19 protein-coding genes are annotated in these 21,227 nt (G+C 63.2%); 11 read left to right on the forward strand and 8 right to left on the reverse strand.

Annotated elements, in window-relative coordinates; all coding sequences use genetic code 11:
- The first annotated feature begins 205 nt into the window (after positions 1-205).
- Positions 206-472, forward strand: a complete 267-nt coding sequence (locus C2L64_RS22720) for a DUF2964 domain-containing protein (protein ID WP_090837269.1) — start codon at positions 206-208, stop codon at positions 470-472.
- A gap of 310 nt (positions 473-782) precedes the next feature.
- Complete coding sequence (locus C2L64_RS22725) at positions 783-1,073, forward strand: DUF1488 family protein (RefSeq protein ID WP_007745759.1); 291 nt, start codon at positions 783-785, stop codon at positions 1,071-1,073.
- 916 nt (positions 1,074-1,989) lie between these two features.
- Here C2L64_RS22725 and C2L64_RS22730 read toward each other — a convergent pair.
- The 4 genes from C2L64_RS22730 to C2L64_RS22745 form a co-directional block, all read right to left on the reverse strand.
- A complete protein-coding gene (locus tag C2L64_RS22730) occupies positions 1,990-4,206 on the reverse strand; it encodes a xanthine dehydrogenase family protein molybdopterin-binding subunit (RefSeq protein ID WP_009769663.1) in 2,217 nt (738 codons plus the stop codon).
- Entirely contained in the window at positions 4,203-5,195 is a 993-nt protein-coding gene (locus C2L64_RS22735) for an FAD binding domain-containing protein (protein WP_009769662.1), read from the reverse strand. Before C2L64_RS22735 ends, C2L64_RS22730 begins: the two co-directional genes overlap by 4 nt.
- Before the next feature lie 13 nt (positions 5,196-5,208).
- On the reverse strand, positions 5,209-5,991 hold the full coding sequence (locus C2L64_RS22740; RefSeq protein WP_039901934.1) for a (2Fe-2S)-binding protein: 783 nt from the start codon (positions 5,989-5,991) through the stop codon (positions 5,209-5,211).
- Between the two features lie 412 nt (positions 5,992-6,403).
- On the reverse strand, positions 6,404-7,696 hold the full coding sequence (locus C2L64_RS22745) for an aspartate carbamoyltransferase (protein ID WP_007749885.1): 1,293 nt from the start codon (positions 7,694-7,696) through the stop codon (positions 6,404-6,406).
- A gap of 404 nt (positions 7,697-8,100) precedes the next feature.
- Here C2L64_RS22745 and dapA point away from each other — a divergent pair, with 404 nt between their 5' ends.
- The 4 genes from dapA to C2L64_RS22765 all read left to right on the forward strand — a co-directional run bounded on the left by dapA (position 8,101) and on the right by C2L64_RS22765 (position 11,292).
- On the forward strand, positions 8,101-8,964 hold the full coding sequence (dapA, locus tag C2L64_RS22750; RefSeq protein WP_009769660.1) for a 4-hydroxy-tetrahydrodipicolinate synthase: 864 nt from the start codon (positions 8,101-8,103) through the stop codon (positions 8,962-8,964).
- A gap of 325 nt (positions 8,965-9,289) precedes the next feature.
- Positions 9,290-10,420, forward strand: coding sequence for a M23 family metallopeptidase (locus C2L64_RS22755; protein ID WP_009769659.1), 1,131 nt, complete (start codon positions 9,290-9,292; stop codon positions 10,418-10,420).
- Positions 10,413-10,808, forward strand: a complete 396-nt coding sequence (locus tag C2L64_RS22760) for a hypothetical protein (RefSeq protein WP_009769658.1) — start codon at positions 10,413-10,415, stop codon at positions 10,806-10,808. Before C2L64_RS22755 ends, C2L64_RS22760 begins: the two co-directional genes overlap by 8 nt.
- A 37-nt stretch (positions 10,809-10,845) precedes the next feature.
- Entirely contained in the window at positions 10,846-11,292 is a 447-nt protein-coding gene (locus tag C2L64_RS22765) for a bactofilin family protein (RefSeq protein WP_039901932.1), read from the forward strand.
- A gap of 22 nt (positions 11,293-11,314) precedes the next feature.
- On the opposite strand, the gene C2L64_RS22770 is transcribed toward C2L64_RS22765, so the two are convergent.
- Together C2L64_RS22770 and C2L64_RS22775 are read right to left on the reverse strand one after the other, a co-directional pair.
- Positions 11,315-13,384 (reverse strand): putative bifunctional diguanylate cyclase/phosphodiesterase, encoded by a 2,070-nt coding sequence (locus C2L64_RS22770; RefSeq protein WP_009769656.1) that lies wholly within the window; start codon positions 13,382-13,384, stop codon positions 11,315-11,317.
- A 190-nt stretch (positions 13,385-13,574) separates the two neighbouring features.
- Complete coding sequence (locus C2L64_RS22775) at positions 13,575-14,009, reverse strand: rhodanese-like domain-containing protein (protein ID WP_009769655.1); 435 nt, start codon at positions 14,007-14,009, stop codon at positions 13,575-13,577.
- Positions 14,010-14,107: 98 nt separating this feature from the next.
- Between C2L64_RS22775 and ftrA the strand changes: the two genes are divergently transcribed.
- The 5 genes from ftrA to C2L64_RS22800 all read left to right on the forward strand — a co-directional run bounded on the left by ftrA (position 14,108) and on the right by C2L64_RS22800 (position 19,773).
- A complete protein-coding gene (ftrA, locus tag C2L64_RS22780) occupies positions 14,108-15,073 on the forward strand; it encodes a transcriptional regulator FtrA (protein ID WP_009769654.1) in 966 nt (321 codons plus the stop codon).
- A gap of 39 nt (positions 15,074-15,112) precedes the next feature.
- Entirely contained in the window at positions 15,113-15,685 is a 573-nt protein-coding gene (locus C2L64_RS22785; protein WP_009769653.1) for a nitrogen fixation protein NifQ, read from the forward strand.
- 502 nt (positions 15,686-16,187) lie between these two features.
- Positions 16,188-17,258 (forward strand): ABC transporter substrate-binding protein, encoded by a 1,071-nt coding sequence (locus C2L64_RS22790; RefSeq protein ID WP_007745950.1) that lies wholly within the window; start codon positions 16,188-16,190, stop codon positions 17,256-17,258.
- A 247-nt stretch (positions 17,259-17,505) separates the two neighbouring features.
- Positions 17,506-18,708, forward strand: coding sequence for a sensor histidine kinase (locus tag C2L64_RS22795; RefSeq protein WP_035538681.1), 1,203 nt, complete (start codon positions 17,506-17,508; stop codon positions 18,706-18,708).
- A gap of 141 nt (positions 18,709-18,849) precedes the next feature.
- Complete coding sequence (locus tag C2L64_RS22800; RefSeq protein WP_009769651.1) at positions 18,850-19,773, forward strand: recombination-associated protein RdgC; 924 nt, start codon at positions 18,850-18,852, stop codon at positions 19,771-19,773.
- 94 nt (positions 19,774-19,867) lie between these two features.
- On the opposite strand, the gene C2L64_RS22805 is transcribed toward C2L64_RS22800, so the two are convergent.
- Together C2L64_RS22805 and C2L64_RS22810 are read right to left on the reverse strand one after the other, a co-directional pair.
- Positions 19,868-20,089, reverse strand: a complete 222-nt coding sequence (locus C2L64_RS22805; RefSeq protein WP_007745953.1) for a hypothetical protein — start codon at positions 20,087-20,089, stop codon at positions 19,868-19,870.
- A 138-nt stretch (positions 20,090-20,227) separates the two neighbouring features.
- The gene (locus C2L64_RS22810) at positions 20,228-21,082 is read right to left on the reverse strand and encodes a glutamate/aspartate ABC transporter substrate-binding protein (RefSeq protein ID WP_009769650.1); all 855 of its coding nucleotides are present in this window, start codon (positions 21,080-21,082) and stop codon (positions 20,228-20,230) included.
- Positions 21,083-21,227 lie beyond the last annotated feature (145 nt).

Raw genomic sequence — 21,227 nt, forward strand, 5'->3', positions numbered from 1 at the left:
TGCGCAGTCAGGCTGCGCCAGCCGGGGAGGCCGTCGGTCTGTGCCGACTCATGCCGATCCATCTTACAGGAGGACGCGCGGCGCGTGTTCCGCTTGCCTTCTGGTACAGAAGTGCAATGATCGTAGACAGGCATGCGTTCGCGCTGCGTGCCGCGCTGGGACCACGTTCGTTAGTCCCGGACAGCGCCATTTCGAGGAGAACGTCATGGTGCGCATGGAGTTGAGAGTCGTCCTCGCCACGGTTGCGATCTTCATCGCACTGGGCGGCATTGGATTGTCGATCCACGGTTCGCTGTACTACCTGAATGACGAGATCTGGATGGGCGTGATCGCGATTGTGGTCAGCATCGTGGGGTGCGTGACGATGCTGACGCTGTGGCCCCGGGATCTTCCCGGCAAGACGCCGCCCGAACATCCCGCCGACGATGTCGGGCCACACGAACATCATCCTCATTTGCCGACTCAGTTTTAGGTTTCAGGCGCGTCGTTACGCTGCACTGCCGCATTTTTGAGGGTTGTCGCGCGGGCAATTGTCCGGGGTTGGTGACGCCTTTTTGTTTGGGTTAGGTGCCGTTTCGCAGTGCATGGCGGCACCATGCTGGCGTGTGGCGAAACAAAACTTGCGGCGCGCCGGAAGTCGTCTACAGTGTTGGAATCAACTGCGGGCGCGCGCGATAAAGGCGTGTGTTCGCGGCTGACAGCCCGCGCTGCGATCCATAACGGAGGCTCGAACAGGGGCATGCGCGGTCCTCGGCGGTGTGTCGTTCGACCAAGGTGTTCCCATGCAGATCATTTTCCCGAAAGAGGTCCCTGAGTACTCGGGGCGCGAGCTGACTCTGGCGTTTCCGGCTATGGTCGATGGGCAGAGGGTGGAATGCACGATCACCGCCGAGGCTCTCGAAGATCACTTTGGGGCCGCGTCGCCGCGGCTCGAAGATATGATGGGTGCGTTTTCGACGCATCGCGAGAGGATTGAGGCCGCTACGCGGCGGTTGTTGTCGGAGACGCGGGCGCAGTGTGTTGTGCTGCGCAGCGGGTATGTTAGGTTTTATGAGGCTAATTGGCGGAATTAGGGCGCCTTTGCGGCGGTTTGGTTTTTTTGCCTTTGCGCTGGTGTCCGCGGTTTGTCTTTTCGCTGGCATCCGCGATTTGCCTTCGCGCTTCAAGCGTCGCCCCTGTGCGGGGCGGCACCTACTTTTCTTTGCCGCCGCAAAGAAAAGTAGGCAAAAGAAAGCGGCTCACACCGCTAATTCTTTTTCCTGCCCGAGGGCCCCCAACCGGTCCCGCACTTCACACGGCAATCACGTGACTCATGGTTGTTGCCAACGCTCTAAATTGACGCCTCACCCGCTTCACGCACCCGCGTTACAGCATGCCGCGCCGGATATTCCCCCGCCGCCCAGGTGGCAAACTGTGTGTAGGCCGTAGTAGTCCACACGCCTCACTTCGGACCGATAGCGCACGCGCCCCACCATGTAAGAGCGCTAACGTGTACGTCGCGACAACCTACACACAGTTTGCCACCTGGGCGGCACAAACCATTCGCTGCCGCTTGCCCTTGTGCGGGTGTTTGAAGTGGGTGAGGCGTGTATTCAAAGCGTTGGCAACGAACGCGAACAAAGACGTTGCCGTGTGAAGTGCGGGACCGGTTGAGGGCCCTCAGGCAAGAAGAAATGTTGGCGGTGTGAGCCGCTTTCTTTTGCCTACTTTTCTTTGCGGCGGCAAAGAAAAGTAGGTGCCGCCCCGCACAGGGGCGACGTTTGAAGGGGTAAGTCATCACGCGGATGCCAGCGAAAAGGCAAACCCACAGGGGCGACGCATGAAGCACGAAAAGGCAAAGCGCGGATGCCATCGAAAACGCAAAACCACACCGGCAAGACATGCGCAGCAAACACTGCCTCGCGGATGCCAGCGAAAGAACAAACCAAAACCGGCCACGCCACGAAGGCAAAGCGCGGATGCCAGCGCAGAGCCCAGCGGCAAAAAAAATCAAACCATAACAACCTTATCCAAAGTAATAGGCAAATCCCTAACCCTCACGCCGGTGGCGTGATAAACAGCATTCCCAATAGCCGCCACCACGCCAGTGATACCAATTTCCCCAATCCCACGAGACCCAAGCGAATTAATAAAAGGATCAGGCTCATCGAGCACAAGCACATCGAGCGCCCCAACATCCGCATTCACAGGCACGTGGTACTCAGCGAGATTGGCGTTGATAAACCGCCCATACTGCTTATCGAGCATCGTCGCCTCTTCGAGCGCGGCACCGATCCCCCAAACAAGCCCACCCATCAATTGACTGCGCGCAGTCTTCACATTGAGCATCCGCCCAACGTTATAAACGCCGGTGAGCCTGGCCACACGAATCGACCCAAGATCGGCATCGACATGTACTTCGGCGAACACAGCGCCCCAGGAATGAAACGAGTAACGCTGCTTCTCGTCGCCGGGTTTCGTGCTGGTCGTCGCTTCGATCGGCTGCCCGCCGGCGCGCGCAAGAACCGCCGCGATCGGATCGCGCTTCGAGGGATCGGCACGGCTCGTGACCCAACCGTTCTGCACGACGACATCATCCGGCGACACGCCGAACACCGGCGAACCGCGATCGGCCAGCGCCATCGCCACCAGCTTGCCGCGCGCCTGATCGCACGCATCGCGCACGGCTGGCGACACGCTTGCGACCGACTGCGAGCCGCCCGACACAGGCGCCTTCGGCAGCGACGAATCACCGAGGCCGAAACGGATATTCTCCGGCGCAATGCCGAGGGCATCCGACGCGACCTGTGTCATCACCGTGTACGTGCCCGTGCCGAGATCCTGCGTGCCGGAAACCACCATCGCCGTACCGTCCGGCAGAATGCGCGCAAGCGCCGCCGCTTCGCTGCGATTGGCGGGATATGTCGCCGTTCCCATCCCAAGGCCGATCAGCGTATTGCCGTCGCGCATCGAACGCGGCTGGGGCTTGCGGCGCGACCACCCAAAGCGTTCCGCGCCGACGCTATAGCACTGGCGCAAGGCCTTGCTCGACCACGGCTTGTTTTCCTGCGGGTCGTTCTCCGCGTAGTTCTTCAGGCGCAGCGCAATGGGATCCATCTTCAACTGATACGACAGTTCGTCCATCGCCGTTTCGAGCGCCCATGAGCCCGTCGTTTCGCCTGGCGCCCGCATGAAGGTCGGCGTGCCGACGTTCAACTGCACGAGACGATGCGTCGTCACCTGGTTCGGCACTGCGTACATCATCCGCGAGACCATGCAGCAGGTCTCCGTCCAGTCTTCGATCATCGATGTGTTCGAGAAGCTGTCGTGCCGCATCGCGGTCAACGTGCCGTCGCGCTTCGCGGCGATCACCATGCGCTGCTCGGTGAACGGCCGCCCGCCAACGGAGCCGAACATCTGCGGACGCTCCAGCGCGAGACGCACGGGCCGCCCCGTCTGCTTCGCGGCCATCGCGCACAGCACCACGTGCGACCACGCCGAGCCCTTGCAGCCAAAGCCGCCGCCGACGAACGGCGAGATCACGCGCACGTCGTCGGGCGACATGCCGAGCGTCTTCGCGACGGAGGTGCGCGTGCCCGTCACGCCTTGCGTGGAGTCGTAGAGCGTCAGTTGCGGGCCGTCCCATACGGCCATCGTCGCGTGCGGCTCCATCGGGTTGTGATGCTCCATCGGCGTCGTGTAGACGGCGTCGACGCGCACCACGCCCGCCGCGAGGCCCGCGTCGTAATCGCCGCGCGAGGTGTCGGTCTGCCGGCCTTGCGGCTTGTCGGGCGCATGCGCGCTGGACTTGGCCTGCGTGAAATCGAGCGCCGCCGGTTGCGCCGCATAGGTGATGCGCAACTGACGCGCGGCATCGGTTGCATGTTCGAGCGTATCCGCAACCACGACTGCGATCGGCTCGTTGCTGTAATGGATCTGGTTGTCCTGCAACAGCGACAGATGCCGTCCCGCTGGCGGCGAGAGCGCGGGCCGTCCGCCGTTCGGCAGGCGTGGCGCATTCTGGTACGTCATCACGAGCAATACGCCGGGCAAGGCCGACGCACGGCTCGCGTCGATCGACGCAATCGCGCCTTTTGCAATCGTGCTCGTCACCAGCACGCCATGCGCAAGACGCGCTTCGGGAAACTCGGCCGCGTAACGCGCTTCGCCCGTCACCTTCAGCAAGCCATCCGTGCGATCGAGCGGATGTCCGATCATCGTATTCATGCGACACCTCCCGCTGCCTGGTTCACCGCACGCACGATCGCGTTCTGCGCGAGCCGCACCTTGAACGCGTTGTCGTGTAGCGGCCTCGCGTCGTTCAGCGCCGCGGCGGCGGCGTTTTTCAATGTGGCGTTATCGAGCGGCTTGCCCGCGATCATCTGCTCGGCTGCCGTCGCGCGCCACGGCTTGTGCGCGACGCCGCCCAACGCGATACGCGCGCTGCGCACGGTGTTGCCGTCCATCTGCAGCGCGGCTGCGACGGACACCAGCGCGAACGCATAGCTCGCGCGGTCGCGTACCTTCAGGTAATACGCGTGCTCGCTAAAGATGGGCGGCGGCAGATCGACGGACGTGATGAGTTCGCCGGGGCGCAGCGTGGTGTCGAGATCCGCGCGCTCGCCGGGTAACCGATGAAACTCGCCGAACGCAATCACGCGCTCGCCTTGCGGGCCGCTCACGCGCACGTTGGCATCGAGTGCGGCGAGCGCGACGCTCATATCGGAAGGATTCACGGCGATGCATTGCGTGCTCGCGCCGAGAATCGCATGCGTGCGGTTGTGGCCATTGATCGCGGCGCAGCCGCTGCCAGGCTCGCGCTTGTTGCAGGCGGTGAACGCGGTGTCGTAGAAGTAAGGGCAACGCGTGCGCTGCATCAGGTTGCCGCCGACGGTCGCCATATTGCGCAGTTGCGCCGATGCGCCCGCGAGCAGCGCCTGCGACAGCAGCGGATAACGCGCGCGCACGAGCGCATGATTCGCGGCATCGCTATTGCGTACGAGCGCGCCGATGCGCAGGCCGCCATCGGGCAGTGTCGATACGATATCGAGCCCCTGTATGCGCGTGATATCGACGAGTCTGACGGGCCGTGTCACGCCGCCCTTCATCAGATCGAGCAGATTGGTGCCGCCGCCGATGAACATCGTGCCCGGCTGCTGCGCGGCGCGCACGGCACTGGTGATATCGGCGGCGCGTTCGTAGGAGATGGCATCCATGATGGTCTCCTCGTTACGCGACGTCGCTCGTCTTGATGACGAACGTCGAATAGGTGTAGTCGGTGCCGCTGCCAACCGTGCCACGATGCGCGGACTGCACGGCCGCGACGATATTCACGTACGCGCCACAGCGGCAGATGTTGCCGCTCATGCGCTCGCGAATTTCTTCATCGGTCAGTTGCGGCGGACGGCGTCGTACGTCTGCCGTGACCGTGCTGGCCGTGCCGGCGTCGAATTCCGTGAGCAAAGCCGTCGCCGAACAGATTTGCCCCGGCGTACAGTATCCGCACTGGAACGCGTCCTGTTCGATGAATGCCCGTTGTACCGGATTCAGCGTGCCGTTGCTCGCGAGTCCTTCGACGGTTGTGATCGTTTCGCCTTCATGCATCACGGCGAGCGTGAGACATGAGTTGATGCGCCGTCCGTTGGCGAGCACCGTGCACGCACCGCATTGCCCGCGGTCGCAGCCTTTCTTCGTGCCCGTGAGACCGGCGTATTCGCGCAGCGCGTCGAGCAGCGTCACGCGTGGCTCGAGTTGCAACGTGTAGTCGCGTCCGTTGATGTTGAGCTTCACTGCGCGCGGCGGCACCGTTGTGCGTGCAACGGGCTGTGCTGCTGGCGGCGTTTGTGTCTGCGCGTGCGTGTAGGGTGCAGTGGTAACTGCGGCCGCTGCGGCGGCAGATTGCAGGAAGCGGCGGCGTGAAGTGCTGGATGGCGAGACGTCATCCTCGTCCTGGCGGGACGTGTGCGCATCGTGTTGCGGGCACGAACCCTGACAGTCGTTGTGGTGGGACATGATGTTCTGCTTGCTCCGTGGAAGTTCGATGCAAGCTTGCGCCGCATCGAACCCGAAGCGGGCGCTCGGTGCATGACAAGCCTTGTCATTGAGCAATTTCGATGCCGCCGGTGCAGAACATCACGGGACGACCGCACACGCGGCGAACGGCTTTCTCAAACGACTTCACGCTGCACTCGGCACGGCGCAACGTAAAGGGTTGCGCCGTGCCGAGTGCAGCGTTGAAAGCAAGTGTTGATCGTGGCACATCCGGCGTGGCGCAACCGTGACGGGTAGATGGCGCGAAGATGGCGGAGGGATGGCGTCGGCGCCATGCGTCGAACGACTTTACGCGCGGTGCAAAAACAAAAACGCGCGTCGAACCTCGACGCGCGTCTCACATGAGCCAGCAGTAAATCAGCTTGTGAGCCGATCAATCGATGCCATGAAACACCGCATCGTCCGGTCCGAGATACGCGGGCGGACGCCACGCGGCATCGCGCATCGAATGTTGAACCAGCTTCTCGACGCCGAGCAGCACCGCGAAGATCGCCATCCGCACGGGAATGCCGTTGTCCGTCTGGCGGAAGATCGCCAGGCGCGAATCGTGGTTCAGATCAGTGCTCAGGTCGTTCGCGCCGGGGCGGCTGTCGCGCGGCAGCGGGTGCATGATCAGCGTGTCCTGGCCGCACACGGTATCGACGAGCGCCTGATTGATCTGGAAGTCGGGCGTGTAGCCTTCGAACGACTCATCGGCGAAGCGCTCCTTCTGGATGCGCGTCGCATAGACGACGTCCGCGCCGCGCAGGCCGTTGGTGAGATCGTGCGTCTGTTCGACCACGTGGCCGTTGCGCGAAATCTGATCGACGATATACGCGGGCATTTCCAGGGTGGGCGGCGAAATCAGCGTGAACTTGATGCCGCGATACAGCGCGAGCAGCTTGACGAGCGAATGCACGGTGCGCCCGTACTTCAGGTCGCCGACCATCGCGATATGCGCGCCGTCGACGATCTTGCCCAGACGCGAGAACTCGCGCTGGATCGTGTACAGGTCGAGCAGCGCCTGGCTCGGGTGCTCGCCGGGGCCGTCGCCGCCGTTGATCACGGGAATGTTGGTGGCGCGCGCGAATTCGGCCACGGAGCCCTGGTCCGGGTGGCGGATCACGAGGGCATCGACGTAGCCGGACATCACGCGGCTCGTGTCGTAGATCGATTCGCCCTTGGCCATCGACGAAAACGTGAAGCCCGTCGTATCGCACACCGAGCCGCCCAGGCGGCAAAACGCCGCGCCGAAACTCACGCGGGTACGCGTGCTGGCCTCGAAGAACAGGTTGCCGAGCACCGCGCCTTCGAGCACGCGTGAGATTTTCCGGCGGCGCGCGATGGGCTGCATGATGTCGGCGACGCGAAACAGCGCTTCGACGGCGTCGCGCGAGAACTGATCGACGGACAGCAGCTGCGGCTTGCCTTCGAACAGCATCTGGCTGGCCAGCGACTGCGAATCTACGCTCTGCGTATGTTTTTCAGCGGGTGCGCCGTTGACGACGATTTCCGACACGAAGCGCTCGACGATTTCCGGCATCGCGCGCGATTCCTGCGAATCGTCGGGCAGCAGCCACGTGTCGAGCGCGCGCTTCGACACGCCGATTCGCGTCGCGAAGCCATCGCGGGTGAGATTCAGACGCCGCATCGCGTCACGGAGAAAAGCTTGTTGCGGGACGCTCATGGGCTGCCTCTCTTTTCGTCAGGAGATCGGATGGATATACGCGGTGCGTATATTAATTCGCTGGGCGAGGAAGTCAAGGAATTTCTCGCATCCATTCGTCCGGGCGACTGATTTCGCCTGCGCTGGCGAAACGCTCGCGGCGGCAAGCGCAGTTTTGCGGTTACACTGCCGGACATGGAAAACGGCTCATTGCTTCGTGATCGTGTGGAAACAGGTACGCCTCTGCGTGCCGCGATCGCGCGCGCCGCTTCCAAAGCCAAAAAACAGTTGCTCATCTGACCGGAGCTGCTGTTCCGTCAGATGTGCGACGGAACAGCCTCGATCAACGGTCCTCGAAACTCCCGCTTACGATCCTGCTTCCTCGCCGCTGAACGGTTCCCGTACGGTCGCGTTCGAGGAAAGTCATGTTCAATTTTTCGGGTATCTGGATTCCCCTTGTCACGCCGTTTTCCGCAAACGGTGCCGTCGATCACGGTGCGTTGCGCCGCCTGATCAGGCTCTACGCCGACGCAGGCGTCGCGGGCGTGGTCGCGCTCGGCACGACGGGCGAGCCGTCTTCGCTCGAGCCCGGCGAGCAGGAAGCCGTGCTCGCGACCACGCTCGACGCGGCGGGCGGCGCGCTGCCGGTGATCGTCGGCGTGTCGGGCAACAACGCGCGCGCCGTGCGTGAGCGCGTGTTGCGCCTGAATGCGTTGCCGCTCGCGGGCGTGCTGATTTCGGCGCCGTACTATGTGCGGCCGTCGCAAGCTGGCATCGCCGCGCACTTCACGATGCTCGCCGACGCAAGCGAGCATCCCGTCGTGATGTACGACATTCCCGCGCGCACGGGCGTGCGCATCGAGCTGGAGACATTGCTCTCGCTCGCCGCGCACCCACGCATTCAGGCGATCAAGGACTGCGCGGGCTCGCTCGACACCACGCACGCGCTGATCCTCGACGGCCGGCTGCAAGTGCTCGCCGGCGACGACATCCGCATCTTCGACACGCTCTGCATGGGCGGCAGCGGCGCGATCGCGGCGTCGGCACATGTGTGGCCGGAGCGTTTCGTCGCGCTCGATCGCGCGTTGAAAGCGGGGCGTCTTGACGAAGGGCGCGCGCTTTTCCATTCGCTCGTGCCGTTGATCGGCGCGCTGACGGCCGAGTCGAACCCCGCGCCTGTGAAGGCGGCGCTCGCCGTGCAAGGCCTGATGGAAGGCGATTTGCGTGCGCCGATGACGCAGGCGAGCGAAATGTTGCGCGAGCGTTTGCAGGAATTGCTTGGAGTCTGACGTTTGCTCGACGGTTTGCGATCTCCGTTTGCGTTGACCGCGCGCAGTTTCTCGCGGACTGGTGGCGGCAACGAAAGCGCACTGAACCTCCTGCGGACATGCGACGAATCCGATGTCGTCCAATTTGAGATGCGGGCCTGGCGGATGGCGTGATAATTCGCGCCACCGTTTTTCCCCATCAACGAGATCGATTCGTCATCCTGCGTATGCTGGTTCACCGCAACACCGCGCCGTCCGCTGCAAGTACCACGACACTTGCCGCGCGTTCATCTTTCGCATGCATGCCGCCGTGCATCGTCGCGGTCGGAACGCAGGGCGGCCGCTGATGTCGCTGATCTGGGGAACCGGCAGGAGCCTGACGAACGGCTCGGTGCGCTTCGTCACGCGGCACACCGCGCTGACCATCGCCGCGCTCGTCGCCTGTGGCAGCTCGGTGCTGACGTTGACGGCGGGCATCGTGATCGGCCGCGATCATCCGAAGCGCGACGCGGCCACGCAAGCCAGCGACAACCGCGTCGCGCGCGACTACACGATCGCTGAACTCGGCAAGCTGAATGCGGCAATCGAGCAGATGGAGCCACGCCTCACGCAGCTCGCCTCGCAGGTCGCGACGCTGCACGATTTCGAAACACGTCTGAAGACGATCAAGACCTTGCCGCGCCCCGTGTTCGCGCCGCCCGTGCTGTCGGCGAGTGACGTGCTCGGCGACGATGCGGGCGACGACGTGACTGACGGCGCGGCGCAGAAGTCGGAGAAGGCGAGGCCGTCGGCGAAGGGCGCCGCGCGAGCCGCGCCGAAGCGCGATGCGGACGACCATGATGGTCCGTCGACGGGGAAGCCCGCCGAACAGCCACTCGACAAGGCCAGCGAAACCGCAGCTGAAAACGGCGAAGGCGGCCCGTCACTGCCGCCGCGCCGTTGCGACGAACTGACCGGCCACCCGGCGCATGACGCGCTTGCGATTCACGAACAGATCGCCTGCCTCGTCACGACGTTGTCGGCGCTCGAACAGGAAGCGACGCTGCACGTCGCGAACTGGGAGTCGTTCCCGGGCCGCATGCCCGTCGACGGCGCGCGGTTCGGCTCGCCATTCGGCAATCGCGTCGATCCGTTCACGCATCACCTCAGCTTTCACCCGGGCGTCGATCTCGTCGCGCTGCCGGGCACGCCGATTCTCGCCGCAGCGGGCGGCCGCGTGATTCACGCGGGACCACAGGGCGGCTACGGCAATGCCGTCGAGATCGACCACGGCAACGGCCTGATCACGCGCTATGGACATGCTTCGAGGATCGTCGTGCAGGAGGGCGATCTCGTGCTGCCGCGCCAGCATATCGCCGATGTCGGCTCGACGGGCCGCTCGACGGGCCCGCATCTGCACTTCGAAGTGCTCGTCAACGGCGCGCCCGTCGATCCAACCGACTATCTCGCACTTTTCATGGGGCCGTCTCATGGCTGATTTACTTCGCCCGGGCAGGCGGCGCGTGCGTGTCCGCGGGCATGTCCGCGGCCATGTTGTCACGCAGCGCACGTATGCATTGCAGCCCGTGCGCTCGCTCGCAGTGCGCATCAGCGTGTGGGCGCTCGTTTGTATCGCGTGCATGGCGGCGGGCGCAGCGGCGATGCGTGGCTACGCGCGGCCCGATGCTTCAGCGGGTCCGTCGTGCGTCGCGCCCGCAGCGCACGACGAGTTGCAAGACGCGCTAGCGCGTGCGCAGCTCACGCTGATGCAGGAATCGGCGTCGCGCGCGAGCGTGCAGAAATCCGCCGACGCGCTCACCGTCGAAGTGCGCAGGCTTCAGGCGCAAGTGCTGTTTCTGCAGGGCCAAAGCCGTTCGCGCCGCTGAGGCGCGGCGCGTGTTCAACTTCATCCCGGTATCGATTATGTTCAGCAAGAAGAAGTCACCCGGCGTCTCCCAGAACAAACTGGCGACCCTCATTGCACACGACGTGACCATCACAGGCGACATCGAATTCAGCGACGGCCTGCGCATGGACGGCCATGTAAAAGGCAACGTCGCGGGCAAGGCCGGATGCGAGACCCTGCTGGTGCTGAGCAATCGCGGCTCGATCACGGGTAACGTGTACGGCTACGACGTGATCGTCAACGGCAGGATCACGGGCGACGTGATCGCCGATCACTTCGTCGAGTTGCAGGAGAACGCGTACATCACGGGCAACATCTACTACCAGCAGTTGCGGATGGATGTGGGCGCGTCGGTGGATGGCAAGTTGACGCGGCGCGATGTTGCGCCCACGCCGGCGAGCCCGCATATCGAGCCCGCGACGTTCGCGCTGCAAAAGGCCGACGTATCGACCATAGATCAGTGACGGGCCTGGACGGCGCCTCACGTCACGTCGTCGGCATGCGCTCCTGAAGCAGTTCGCTGAATGCGTCGGCCGTGAGCGGCTTGCCGAGCAGGAAGCCCTGCATTTCGTCGCATTGCAGGTCCTTGAGCTTGTCGAGCTGCGATGCCGTTTCGACGCCTTCCGCCACCACGTCCATTTCCAGCGAATGCGCGAGCGCGATGATCGCCTGCACGATTGCGCTGCCTTCGTGGCCGTCGGCATCGAGTCCGCTCGTGAAGAAGCGGTCGATCTTCAACTGCTTCACGCGAAAGCGCTGCAGATAGGCGAGGCTCGAATAGCCGGTGCCGAAGTCGTCGATTGAAATTTCGAAGCCGCTGTTCTGGAACTCGCGGATCATTTCGGTCGTCTTGGCGGCGTCCTGCATCGCGACCGTTTCCGTGATCTCGAACATGATCTGGTTGCAATCGACGCCTTCCGCGTGCACGATCTCCAGAATCTTCGCGACGAGATCCGGCTGCGCCATCTGGCGCGGCGACAGGTTGATCGCGATTTTCATCGACGGCAGGCCGGCACTTTCCCAGCGGCGAATCTGGCGGCACGTCTCGCGCACGACCCAATAGCCGATCTCCACGACCTGCCCGGAACGCTCGGCGATCGGGATGAAATCCATCGGCGGGAGCACGCCGATCTCCGGGTGATTCAGGCGGATCAAGGCTTCCGCGCCCGCGACCGCGCCGCTGTCGCCGCGGAACTTCGGCTGGAAGTGCAGCGAGAAATAGCCCTTGCCGAGCGCCTCGTGCAGCGCGCTCTGGATCTTGAGCGTGCGCATCGCCGCTTCGTTCATGTGCGCTTCGAAGAAGCGATACGTGCTGCGGCCGCCGCGCTTTGCTTCGTACATCGCGGCGTCGGCGTGCTTCAGCAACTCGTCGACGGAACTGCCATCCTGCGGATACAGCGCAATGCCGATGCTCGGCATGATCTGCAGCATCTGGCTTTGCGTGCTAATCCCTTCGCGCATCCGTTCGAGTACGGCCTCGGCCATCCTTTCTGCGTCGCGAGGCGCGCCGATGTTTTCGGCCAGCACGACGAACTCGTCGCCGCCGAGCCGCGCGACGGTATCGACGTTGCGCACGCATTGCCGCAGGTGCTGGGCGAACGATTTCAGCACTTCGTCGCCGAACGCGTGGCCGAGCGAATCGTTGATCGTCTTGAAGCCGTCAAGGTCCATGAAGAGGATCGCGAAGCCCCGGCGGGTCTGCTTCGACGCGTGGATCGCGCGCTCGATGTGCTCATTCAGCGTGCGGCGGTTCGGCAGATCGGTGAGGGTGTCGTAGGTGGCAAGGCGCACGATCTGGTTGTTCAGCGACGAAACCGAGCCGGCGAGGAAGGTTGTGTGTGCATCGAAGCGCGACAGGATCAGCGTGACGATCAGAATCACGAACGTGAACAGGATGATCGTCGTCGCGAGCCACTGCGCGTTGACGCCCCGCGCGGCGCCGCACACCGAGCCGGGCAGGAAGTCGGCGGCGGCCATGCCCGTGTAGTGCATGCCCGTGATCGCGATGCCCATCACGCAAGCTGCGCCGATGCGCTTGATCAGCACGCGATGCTGGCGCGAATCGCGCAGCGTGTGCGCGATCCACAGCGCAGCCATCGACGCCGCGATCGCAATCGCGACGGACGCGGCGAACAGGCCCGGACGATAGTGGATGCCCGGCTGCATCTGCATTGCAGCCATGCCGGTGTAGTGCATGCCCGCGATGCCGAAGCCCATCAGCAGGCCGCCCGTGACGAGGCGTCTGGCGGAGAGCGTCGGGCGCGCCACCTGGACGAGCGCGAAGTACGACACGATCATCGCGATGATGAGCGAGTAGCTGGTGATCGCGAAGTCGTAGCCGAGCGGGATGGGCAGCGAGAAGGCCAGCATCCCGATGAAGTGCATCGACCAGATGCCTGTGCCCATTGCGGCCGCGCCGCCTGCTAGCCAAAGGTGGCGCAGGCGGGCCGATGCCATGGTCGAAATTCGCCCGGCCAGGTCGAGCGCCGTGTATGAAGCCAGTGTTGCGACGGCGAGCGACACGACAACCAGACCCAGATAGTAAGTGCTCTGCATGTCAGTTCCGTCGCAAGAGGAAGTTCCCTCGACTGGTTAACGGCAGCCGTTTTAAAACATTGAGCACTTTTTTAAAAGTTTTATTCGAAGATTTAGCGAGGCGTTTTGAAAGCTCTTTAGCGGCTTTTGAAGTCTTTAAAAGGCATGAAATTGCTCGCAAAAAATGGTGGGTAAAATATTCCGATGAAGATCAGGGTTCCTGTTCCATTTCTGTACAGGCGCTTGCAGCCTGCGTTTCCAGCGCGAAGCCCTCGTCGAGCCAGCCCGTCACGCCGCCGATCATGATTTTCACGGGCCGGCCGAGTTTTGCGAGGCGGATTGCACCGCGCGTCGCGCCATTGCAATGCGGACCGGCGCAATAGGTCACGAATAGTGTATCGGCCGGATATTCGCGCAATTTAGACTCGATGATTTTCCGGTGCGGCAGATTGAGTGCGCCGGGAATATGGCCGCGCGCGAAAAGCTCGGGGCTGCGAACATCGAGCAGCACGAAGTCGGCGTTGCCCGACGCGAGGGTGTCCGAGACGTCCCAGCAGTCGGTCTCGAAGCGCAGCGACGACTCGAAATGCGCGAGCGCGCTCGCGCTGTCGGCGGCGGGGACGGCACTGACGGTGGAAGGGGCCATGTGTGTTCTCCTTGTCGATGGGGACGATGTGTCAATTATGGGCAGCGGGCCGCGCGCCCGTAAGTGGCGCAATCGTCAATCTCCGGTAACATCACGCCATGCAAGATCATCTCGTCGCGGCGCTCGTCTACGACCGCCTGTGCACTTTCGAATTCGGTTGCGTGACCGAACTGTTCGCGCTCGAGCGCCCGGAACTCGGCGTGACGTGGTATCGCTTCGCCGTCTGCGCGGTCGAACCGGGGCCGATTCGCGCGGCGGGCGGGATCGGCATTGCTGCGCCGTATTCGCTCAAGATGCTCGATCGCGCGTCGACGATCGTCGTGCCCGGCTGGCGCGATCCCGACGAGCGTCCGCCCGAGCCGCTGCTGAAAAAAATCCGCGCGGCCGTTGAGCGCGGCGCGCGTGTCTGTTCGATCTGCTCGGGCGTGTTCGTGCTGGCTGCGGCGGGTGTGCTCGACGGCAAGACGGTCACGACCCACTGGCGATACGCAGAGAAGTTGCAGCAGCGCTATCCGCAACTGCGCGTGAAGCCCGATGCGCTCTATGTCGACGAAGGGCAGGTGATTACATCTGCGGGATCGGCGGCGGGGCTCGACATGCTGTTGCATCTCGTGCGGCGCGACTACGGCAGCGCGATTGCGAACCGCGTCGCGCAGCGGCTGGTCGTGCCGCCGCATCGCGAGGGCGGCCAGGCGCAGTTCGTGCCGCGTCCTATGCCGCAGGACGACAGCAGTCGTCTCGCGCGACTGATGGATTACGTGCGCGCCAACCCCGCGCATGCGCATACGCTGGCATCGCTGGCGGACCAGGCGGCGATGAGTCCGCGCACGTTGCAGCGGCAGTTTCGCGACGCGACGGGAATGGCGCCTTACGAGTGGCTGATCCGCGAGCGCGTGGCGATTGCGCGCGAGTTGCTGGAGTCGCCCGCCGATCTGCCGATGTCGCGCGTCGCGGAGCTGGCAGGCTTCGGGTCCGAGGAATCGCTGCGTCGGCATTTCCGGCGCATTGCGTTGACGAGTCCGGGCGCGTATCGCAAGAAGTTCGGTGCGTCGGCTGTGGCGTGATGTTGCTGCGCTATGCTTGATGCGACAGGAGGCGACCACATGACAACGGAGTCGAATCATGCACGCGACGCGGAAGTTGCGCGGTTGCTCGATCACGCGCCGCAGCGCGATGCAGCCGATACGATCATGTTCGCGCGGCTGATCGGCGCGAAGTTCGCGAGCGGCGAACTGCTGCATCTCGGCTTGACGCGCGCCGCGCTCGACGCGGTGTGCTCACGTCATTTCCGCGACGCGGCGCCGCTGCATGCAGTGCCCGAGCACATTGCCGCGAGCGCGCATCAGCCTTTCGTCGATGCGTTGCGCGCTTTCCTGCTGCATCACGAGTCCTCACTCGCTGCAACGGATGCCGATGCGCAATGCCTCGCGACGATCATCGCCACGGCGTGCCTGCGTCCCGATCACTTGTGGCGGGATCTCGGACTCGACGGGCGCGACGACGTCACGGCGATACTGACGCGCCACTATCCGGAACTCGTCGCGCGCAACACGGATAACACGCGCTGGAAGAAATTCCTCGCGCGCGAACTGGCGCTCGCCGAAGGCCGCGTGCCTGCGCCCGCGCCGGGCTGTCCCGGTTGCGAAGACTACGCATTCTGCTATCCGTCGCGCTGAACCTGCCTGCAAGCTGCGCCGAAGCATCCGCGCAAACCCGGCCGTAGAAACCCGAAGTTGAGCGGGACTCATACCCGGCATCAAAAAACATCGCTTCATCGTCGAAAAAATCGGACCGCACAATCGCGATGCCATGTCATGCCCCTGCGCTGGCGCGGCGGGTCGCGTTATCCGCGCGGCCGATCACAACAAGATCCGAGACCTTCCCCGCAAATGAATTTGCGTGGGACGGGAGTAAGCGCTAAAGCGCTAACTCCCATCGACCGCAAATGAATTTGCATGGGATGGGAGTAAGCACTAAAGCGCTAACTCCCATCGACCGCAAATGAATTTGCATGGGATGGGAGTAAGCGCTAAAGCGCTAACTCCCATCGACCGCAAATGAATTTGCATGGGATGGGAGTAAGCGCTAAAGCGCTAACTCCCATCGACCGCAAGTAAATTTGCATGGGATGGGAGTAAGCGCTAAAGCGCTAACTCCCATCGACACAGGAGACATACGATGATGCAATCCATCAAGCTGCGCACGGCCCTGTTCGCCGCCGTCGCCACTGCGGCAACCATACTCACGGCAGGCAGCGCGCATGCCGCCGACAGCAACGCCGCGAAATCCGGAAGCTGGTGCAGCGCGGGCAAGACCGTGCACTTTGCGGGCATCACGTGGGAAAGCGGCGCGTTCGCGACGGAAGTGCTGCGGCAGATTCTGGAGAAAGGCTATGGCTGCAAGACGGACGTCGTGCCGGGCAGCACGGCCGCGACGGAAACCGCGCTCGCGCACAACGACGTGCAGATCTGGGCCGAGCAATGGACAGGCCGCAGCGAGATCACCGCGAAGGCTGTCGAGACGGGCAGCGTGAAGCTGGTCGGCGACACGCTGCCGGGCGGCACGAAAGAGGGCTGGTTCGTGCCCGACTACGTCGTGAAGGGCGATCCCTCGCGCGGCATCAAGGCATCGGCCCCGGGACTGGCTTCGGTGGCGGATCTGCCGAAGTACAAGAACGTCTTCACCGACGATGAAGAGCCGAACAAGGGCCGCTTTCTGAACTGCCCGAGCGGCTGGGATTGCGAGCGCGTGAACTCGCGGCTCCTGAAAGTGCTCAAGCTGGATGACGCGTACACGAACTTCCGTCCCGGTACGGGCGCGGCGCTCGATGCCGCGATCGCATCGGCTTACACGCGCGGCGCGCCGATCCTGTTCTACTATTGGGGTCCCGCTGCGCTGATGGCGAAGTACAAGCTGACCGAGCTGAAAATGCCCGCGTTCAACGATGCGTGCTGGCAGACGCTGCGCAACGAGAGTAGCACGCAGCAATGCGCGTCGTCGTATATGGTCTCGCACGTGACGGTCGGCGCGTCGACGCCGTTCTACAACGCCGAGCCGCAATTGATGACGATGTTCACGAAGGTCAAGTTTCCGATGGACTTCCTGAACGCGACGATTCTCGACATGAGCGTCAAGAAACTGGATGCGCAGACCATGGCCGCGCAGTTCCTGCGTACGCATCCGGAAATGTGGAAGACGTGGGTGCCTGCCGATGTCGCGGCGAAGGTGCAGGCGGGGATCGCGGGTTGATCGTGTTGCGCGTGTGAACGGGCGCGGACAGCGGCGCGAACGCGTCGCTGTCGGTTCGTTCACGGTACGTGCAAAGGAGGCAGTCGCCACTGTGGGTTATCGCGCCATGTAACGGACTTCCAGGCCCGGGATTGCATGCATAATGGGTGTGGCCAACGCCAAACATTCCTTTCCCGAAAGCGCCCGCGCCAGCTGGAGTTGCGCCGATGTGTTCCGGAACATGCTTGCGATCGACTTGGAGGATGGCATGTCTGGATCCGAAACGTTACCGCCCCCCGATCTCTACATCACGCCGGAGCTGCATCGACGGGTGCCGAAGTTTGTCGATCACCTCGGCGAAAAACTCGCTTTGCAGGACATTGGCGCGCAGATGCTCGATCATCCCGAGCAACTCCTGCCCAGGCTCGTCGAACGGGCGATGCAGATGACGGGTGCCGAGTCGGCGGGCATCAGCGCGTTCGAGCCGATGGAAGGCAGCGCAGGCATCTTTCGATGGCGCGACCTGCGCGGCAGGCTGGCGCCTTTCGAGGGTGCGACGACGCCCCGCAATTACAGCCCGTGCGGCGTCTGCCTCGATCGGTTCGAGCCCACTTTGACGCGCCATCCCGAGCGCCATTACGGGTGGATTGCGGACGCCGGTGTGGTCTGTCCCGAAGTGCTGCTCGTGCCGCTTTACATGGCGCATGGCCAACCGCTCGGCACGTTGTGGATCGTCGCGGAGAAGGAAGGGCAGTTCGATAGCGGGCACGCGCGCATCATGCGCGAACTGGCGTCGTTTGCAGGAATTGCGCTTGCCATGCTGCAAAACCAGAGCCGGCTTCAGGAAGCACTGGCTCAGCAGGAGTTGCTGACGCGCGAGATGAATCATCGGGTGAATAACGTGTTCTTCGTCGTCGATGCGATGATCCAGATCGGCAAGCGGTCCGCGACATCGACGGCCGCCTTCGCCGACACGCTTTCAGGCAGGCTGCATGCGCTTGCCGCCGCGCACGCGCTCGTGCGCCATAGTTTCGGGCCAGGGCCGCAGGTTCAGCGACCTTCCATTGCGACGCTACACGCGCTGACGGGCGCGATCTTCAAGCCCTACGAAGGGACGAGCCAGGCGCGTTTCAGCGTGGAGGGAAACGATTTATGCCTCGGCGATCGCGCAGTCACGAGCCTGGCTTTGGTGTTTCACGAGCTTGCGACCAACGCGGCCAAATACGGGGCATTAGCGGAAGACGCAGGGTGTGTGTCGATCGATTGGGAACAACAGGGCGATTCCCTTGCAGTGCGCTGGGAAGAAAACGGCGGGCCGCCGATCACGGCGCCTCCGCAAGCAACCGGCTACGGCACGAGGCTGCTGAACAACACCGTTACGCGGCTGTTCGGCGGTACGTTGGTGTCCGATTGGCGTGAGCAGGGTCTGGTCGTGGAATTGACGATTCCTCTGGCCAGGCTGATGGACTAAAAGGCGCACTCGAACGTCGCTCGCGCGGCTTCCGTCGCGGCGCGAAGCCCCGTGAAGCATGCGAAAAAGCGGAACCAGCAAAACGAAAATCCGCCGCGCCGCCATCGTCATATAGAATGACGCGCTTTGCCCGTTCTCGCCATGTGGTTCAAGAATCTACAGCTTCACCGTCTTCCCGCTCCGTGGAAAGTGAGCGCCGAGCAAATCGAAAAGTGGCTCGAGCCGCACGCGTTCCAGCCGGCCAACAGCGTCGAGACGACGCGCCAGGGCTGGGCGTCGCCGCGCAATGACGGCACGCTCGTCTACTCGACCAACAAGCAGCTGCTGCTCACGTTCCGCGCGGAAAAGAAACTGCTGCCCGCTTCCGTCGTCACGCAGGTGACGAAGGCGCGCGCGCTGGAACTCGAAGAGCAGCAGGGTTTCAAGCCCGGCCGCAAGCAGATGCGCGACCTCAAAGAGCAGGTCACCGACGAACTGCTGCCGCGCGCGTTCAGCATCCAGCGCGATACGCGCGTGTGGATCGACACCGTCAACGGCTGGCTCGCAATCGATTCCGCGTCGCAAGCGCTTGGCGACGATGTGCTCGGGCTGCTGGTCAAGTCGGTGGATCGGCTGCCGATCATGAGCGTGCGCGTCGCGCAAGCGCCCGTTTCGGCGATGACCAACTGGTTGCTCGCGGGCGACGGCCCCGTCAATTTCACGCTGGACCAGGACACCGAGTTGCGCTCGCCCGCGGAAGGCAATGCGACGGTGCGCTATGTCGGCCACGCGCTCGAAGCGGACGACATGCGCCGTCATATCGAAGCGGGCAAGCAGTGCATGCGTCTGGCGATGACGTGGAACGACCGCGTGTCGTTCGTACTGACGCCGTCGCTGACCATCAAGCGCGTCACGCCGCTCGATGTCATCAAGGATGCCGCTGACCCGACCGCGCAGAATGACGACGAACAGTTCGAGTCCGATTTCACGCTGATGACGGGCGAACTGGCGAAGATGCTGGACGGCCTCGTCGATGCGCTCGGCGGCGAACTCGCCGACGGCATCGTGCCCGCAAAGGCCGCGTGAAGCACGTCAGCGTGTCATAAGGCAAGCCGGCACAGAAAGGCCCGCGCGAAGCGGGCCTTTCTATTCGCGCGGAACGCCTTGCGTGCCGCGTAAATCAGTCGAACATATTCCTGAACGCAACGGCGACGATCACGGGCACGCACATGACGAGCGGTATCGCGAAGTAAGGCACTTCGAGATCCACGTACCAGCTGTAGACGAGCCAGCCGATCCCCGCGCACAGCGTGCCGATGCCGATGAGCGCGGTCATAACGTTCAGCAGCGTAGGCGAGGGTTTCCAGTGCGTCTTTTGTTCTTTTGGCGAAGGCGGGTTCATTGCGGCTCCGGAGCGGATCGTCACGAGTTTCGATTCGTTCGATTTTACTCCGGTGGCATGCGCGCGGCTGAATAGCCGTCGCCCGTCACGCCGCCCTGAAAGCGCAATGAAGGGCGGCACGGGCTTCGGCGGCAAGACTTATTCGAACGCCTTGTCGTTCGGATTCTTGTAGAGTGCGCGCAGGTTCTCGCTCATCGGAAAGTCGAAGTTCATGTTCTTGGGCGGCACGGGCTTCATGAACCACCGGTCGTACATTGCGTCGATCTCGCCGCTCTTCATGACCTGCGCGAGCGTATCGTCGACGATCTTGAGGAAGGCCGGGTCGCCCTTGCGCAGCATGAAGCCATACGCTTCCGACGATTGCGGCGTGCCGACGATCACCCAGTCGGCAGGCTTCGCCGTCAGCGTGCGCGTGCCCGCGAGCAGCACGTCGTCCATCATGTACGCGACGGCGCGGCCCGTCTCCAGCGTCATGCGGCCTTCGCCGTAGTCCTTCGCGCTGATGATCTGCATGTTCATCTTCTTCTCTTCGTTCATCTTGCGCAGGATGCGTTCTGACGTCGTGCCCTGATTCGTCACGACCGTCTTGCCCGCCAGATCGGGAAAGTCCTTGACGCCCGAATCCTTGCGCGTGAGCAGGCGCGTGGTCGCGACGAAGAACGTATCGCCGAACGCGACCTGGTTCTGACGCGACGTGAGGTTCGTGGTGACGCCGCATTCGAGATCGACGGTGCCGTTCTGCACCAGCGAAATGCGGTTCTGCGATGTGACGGGAATGAAGCGCACCTGCAGATTCGGCTTGTGTGTTTTGGCCTTCACCGCGTCGATGATCCGGTTGCACAGGTCCTGCGAAAAGCCGATCACCTGATTGTTCGTATCGACATATGAGAACGGCACCGACGTCTCGCGATGGCCGATCGCGATCAGATTGGCAGCCTCGACTTTGGCCAGCGTCGGTTGCGCGTCCTGCGCGGCGGCGTTCGTCATCGTCATAAGGCAGGGCGCCGAGACGCACAAGGCGAGTGCGAGCGAAGTCAGTCGGTTCATTGCAGGTCCTCTGGTTGAATCCGTAGCGTGTTTACGAATGTTGCCATGAAAGTAATTATTGCAACATATGTTTTACCCCTAAGTTCGATCT

This window comes from Paraburkholderia hospita, from assembly GCF_002902965.1.
GTDB classification, from domain to species: domain Bacteria; phylum Pseudomonadota; class Gammaproteobacteria; order Burkholderiales; family Burkholderiaceae; genus Paraburkholderia; species Paraburkholderia hospita.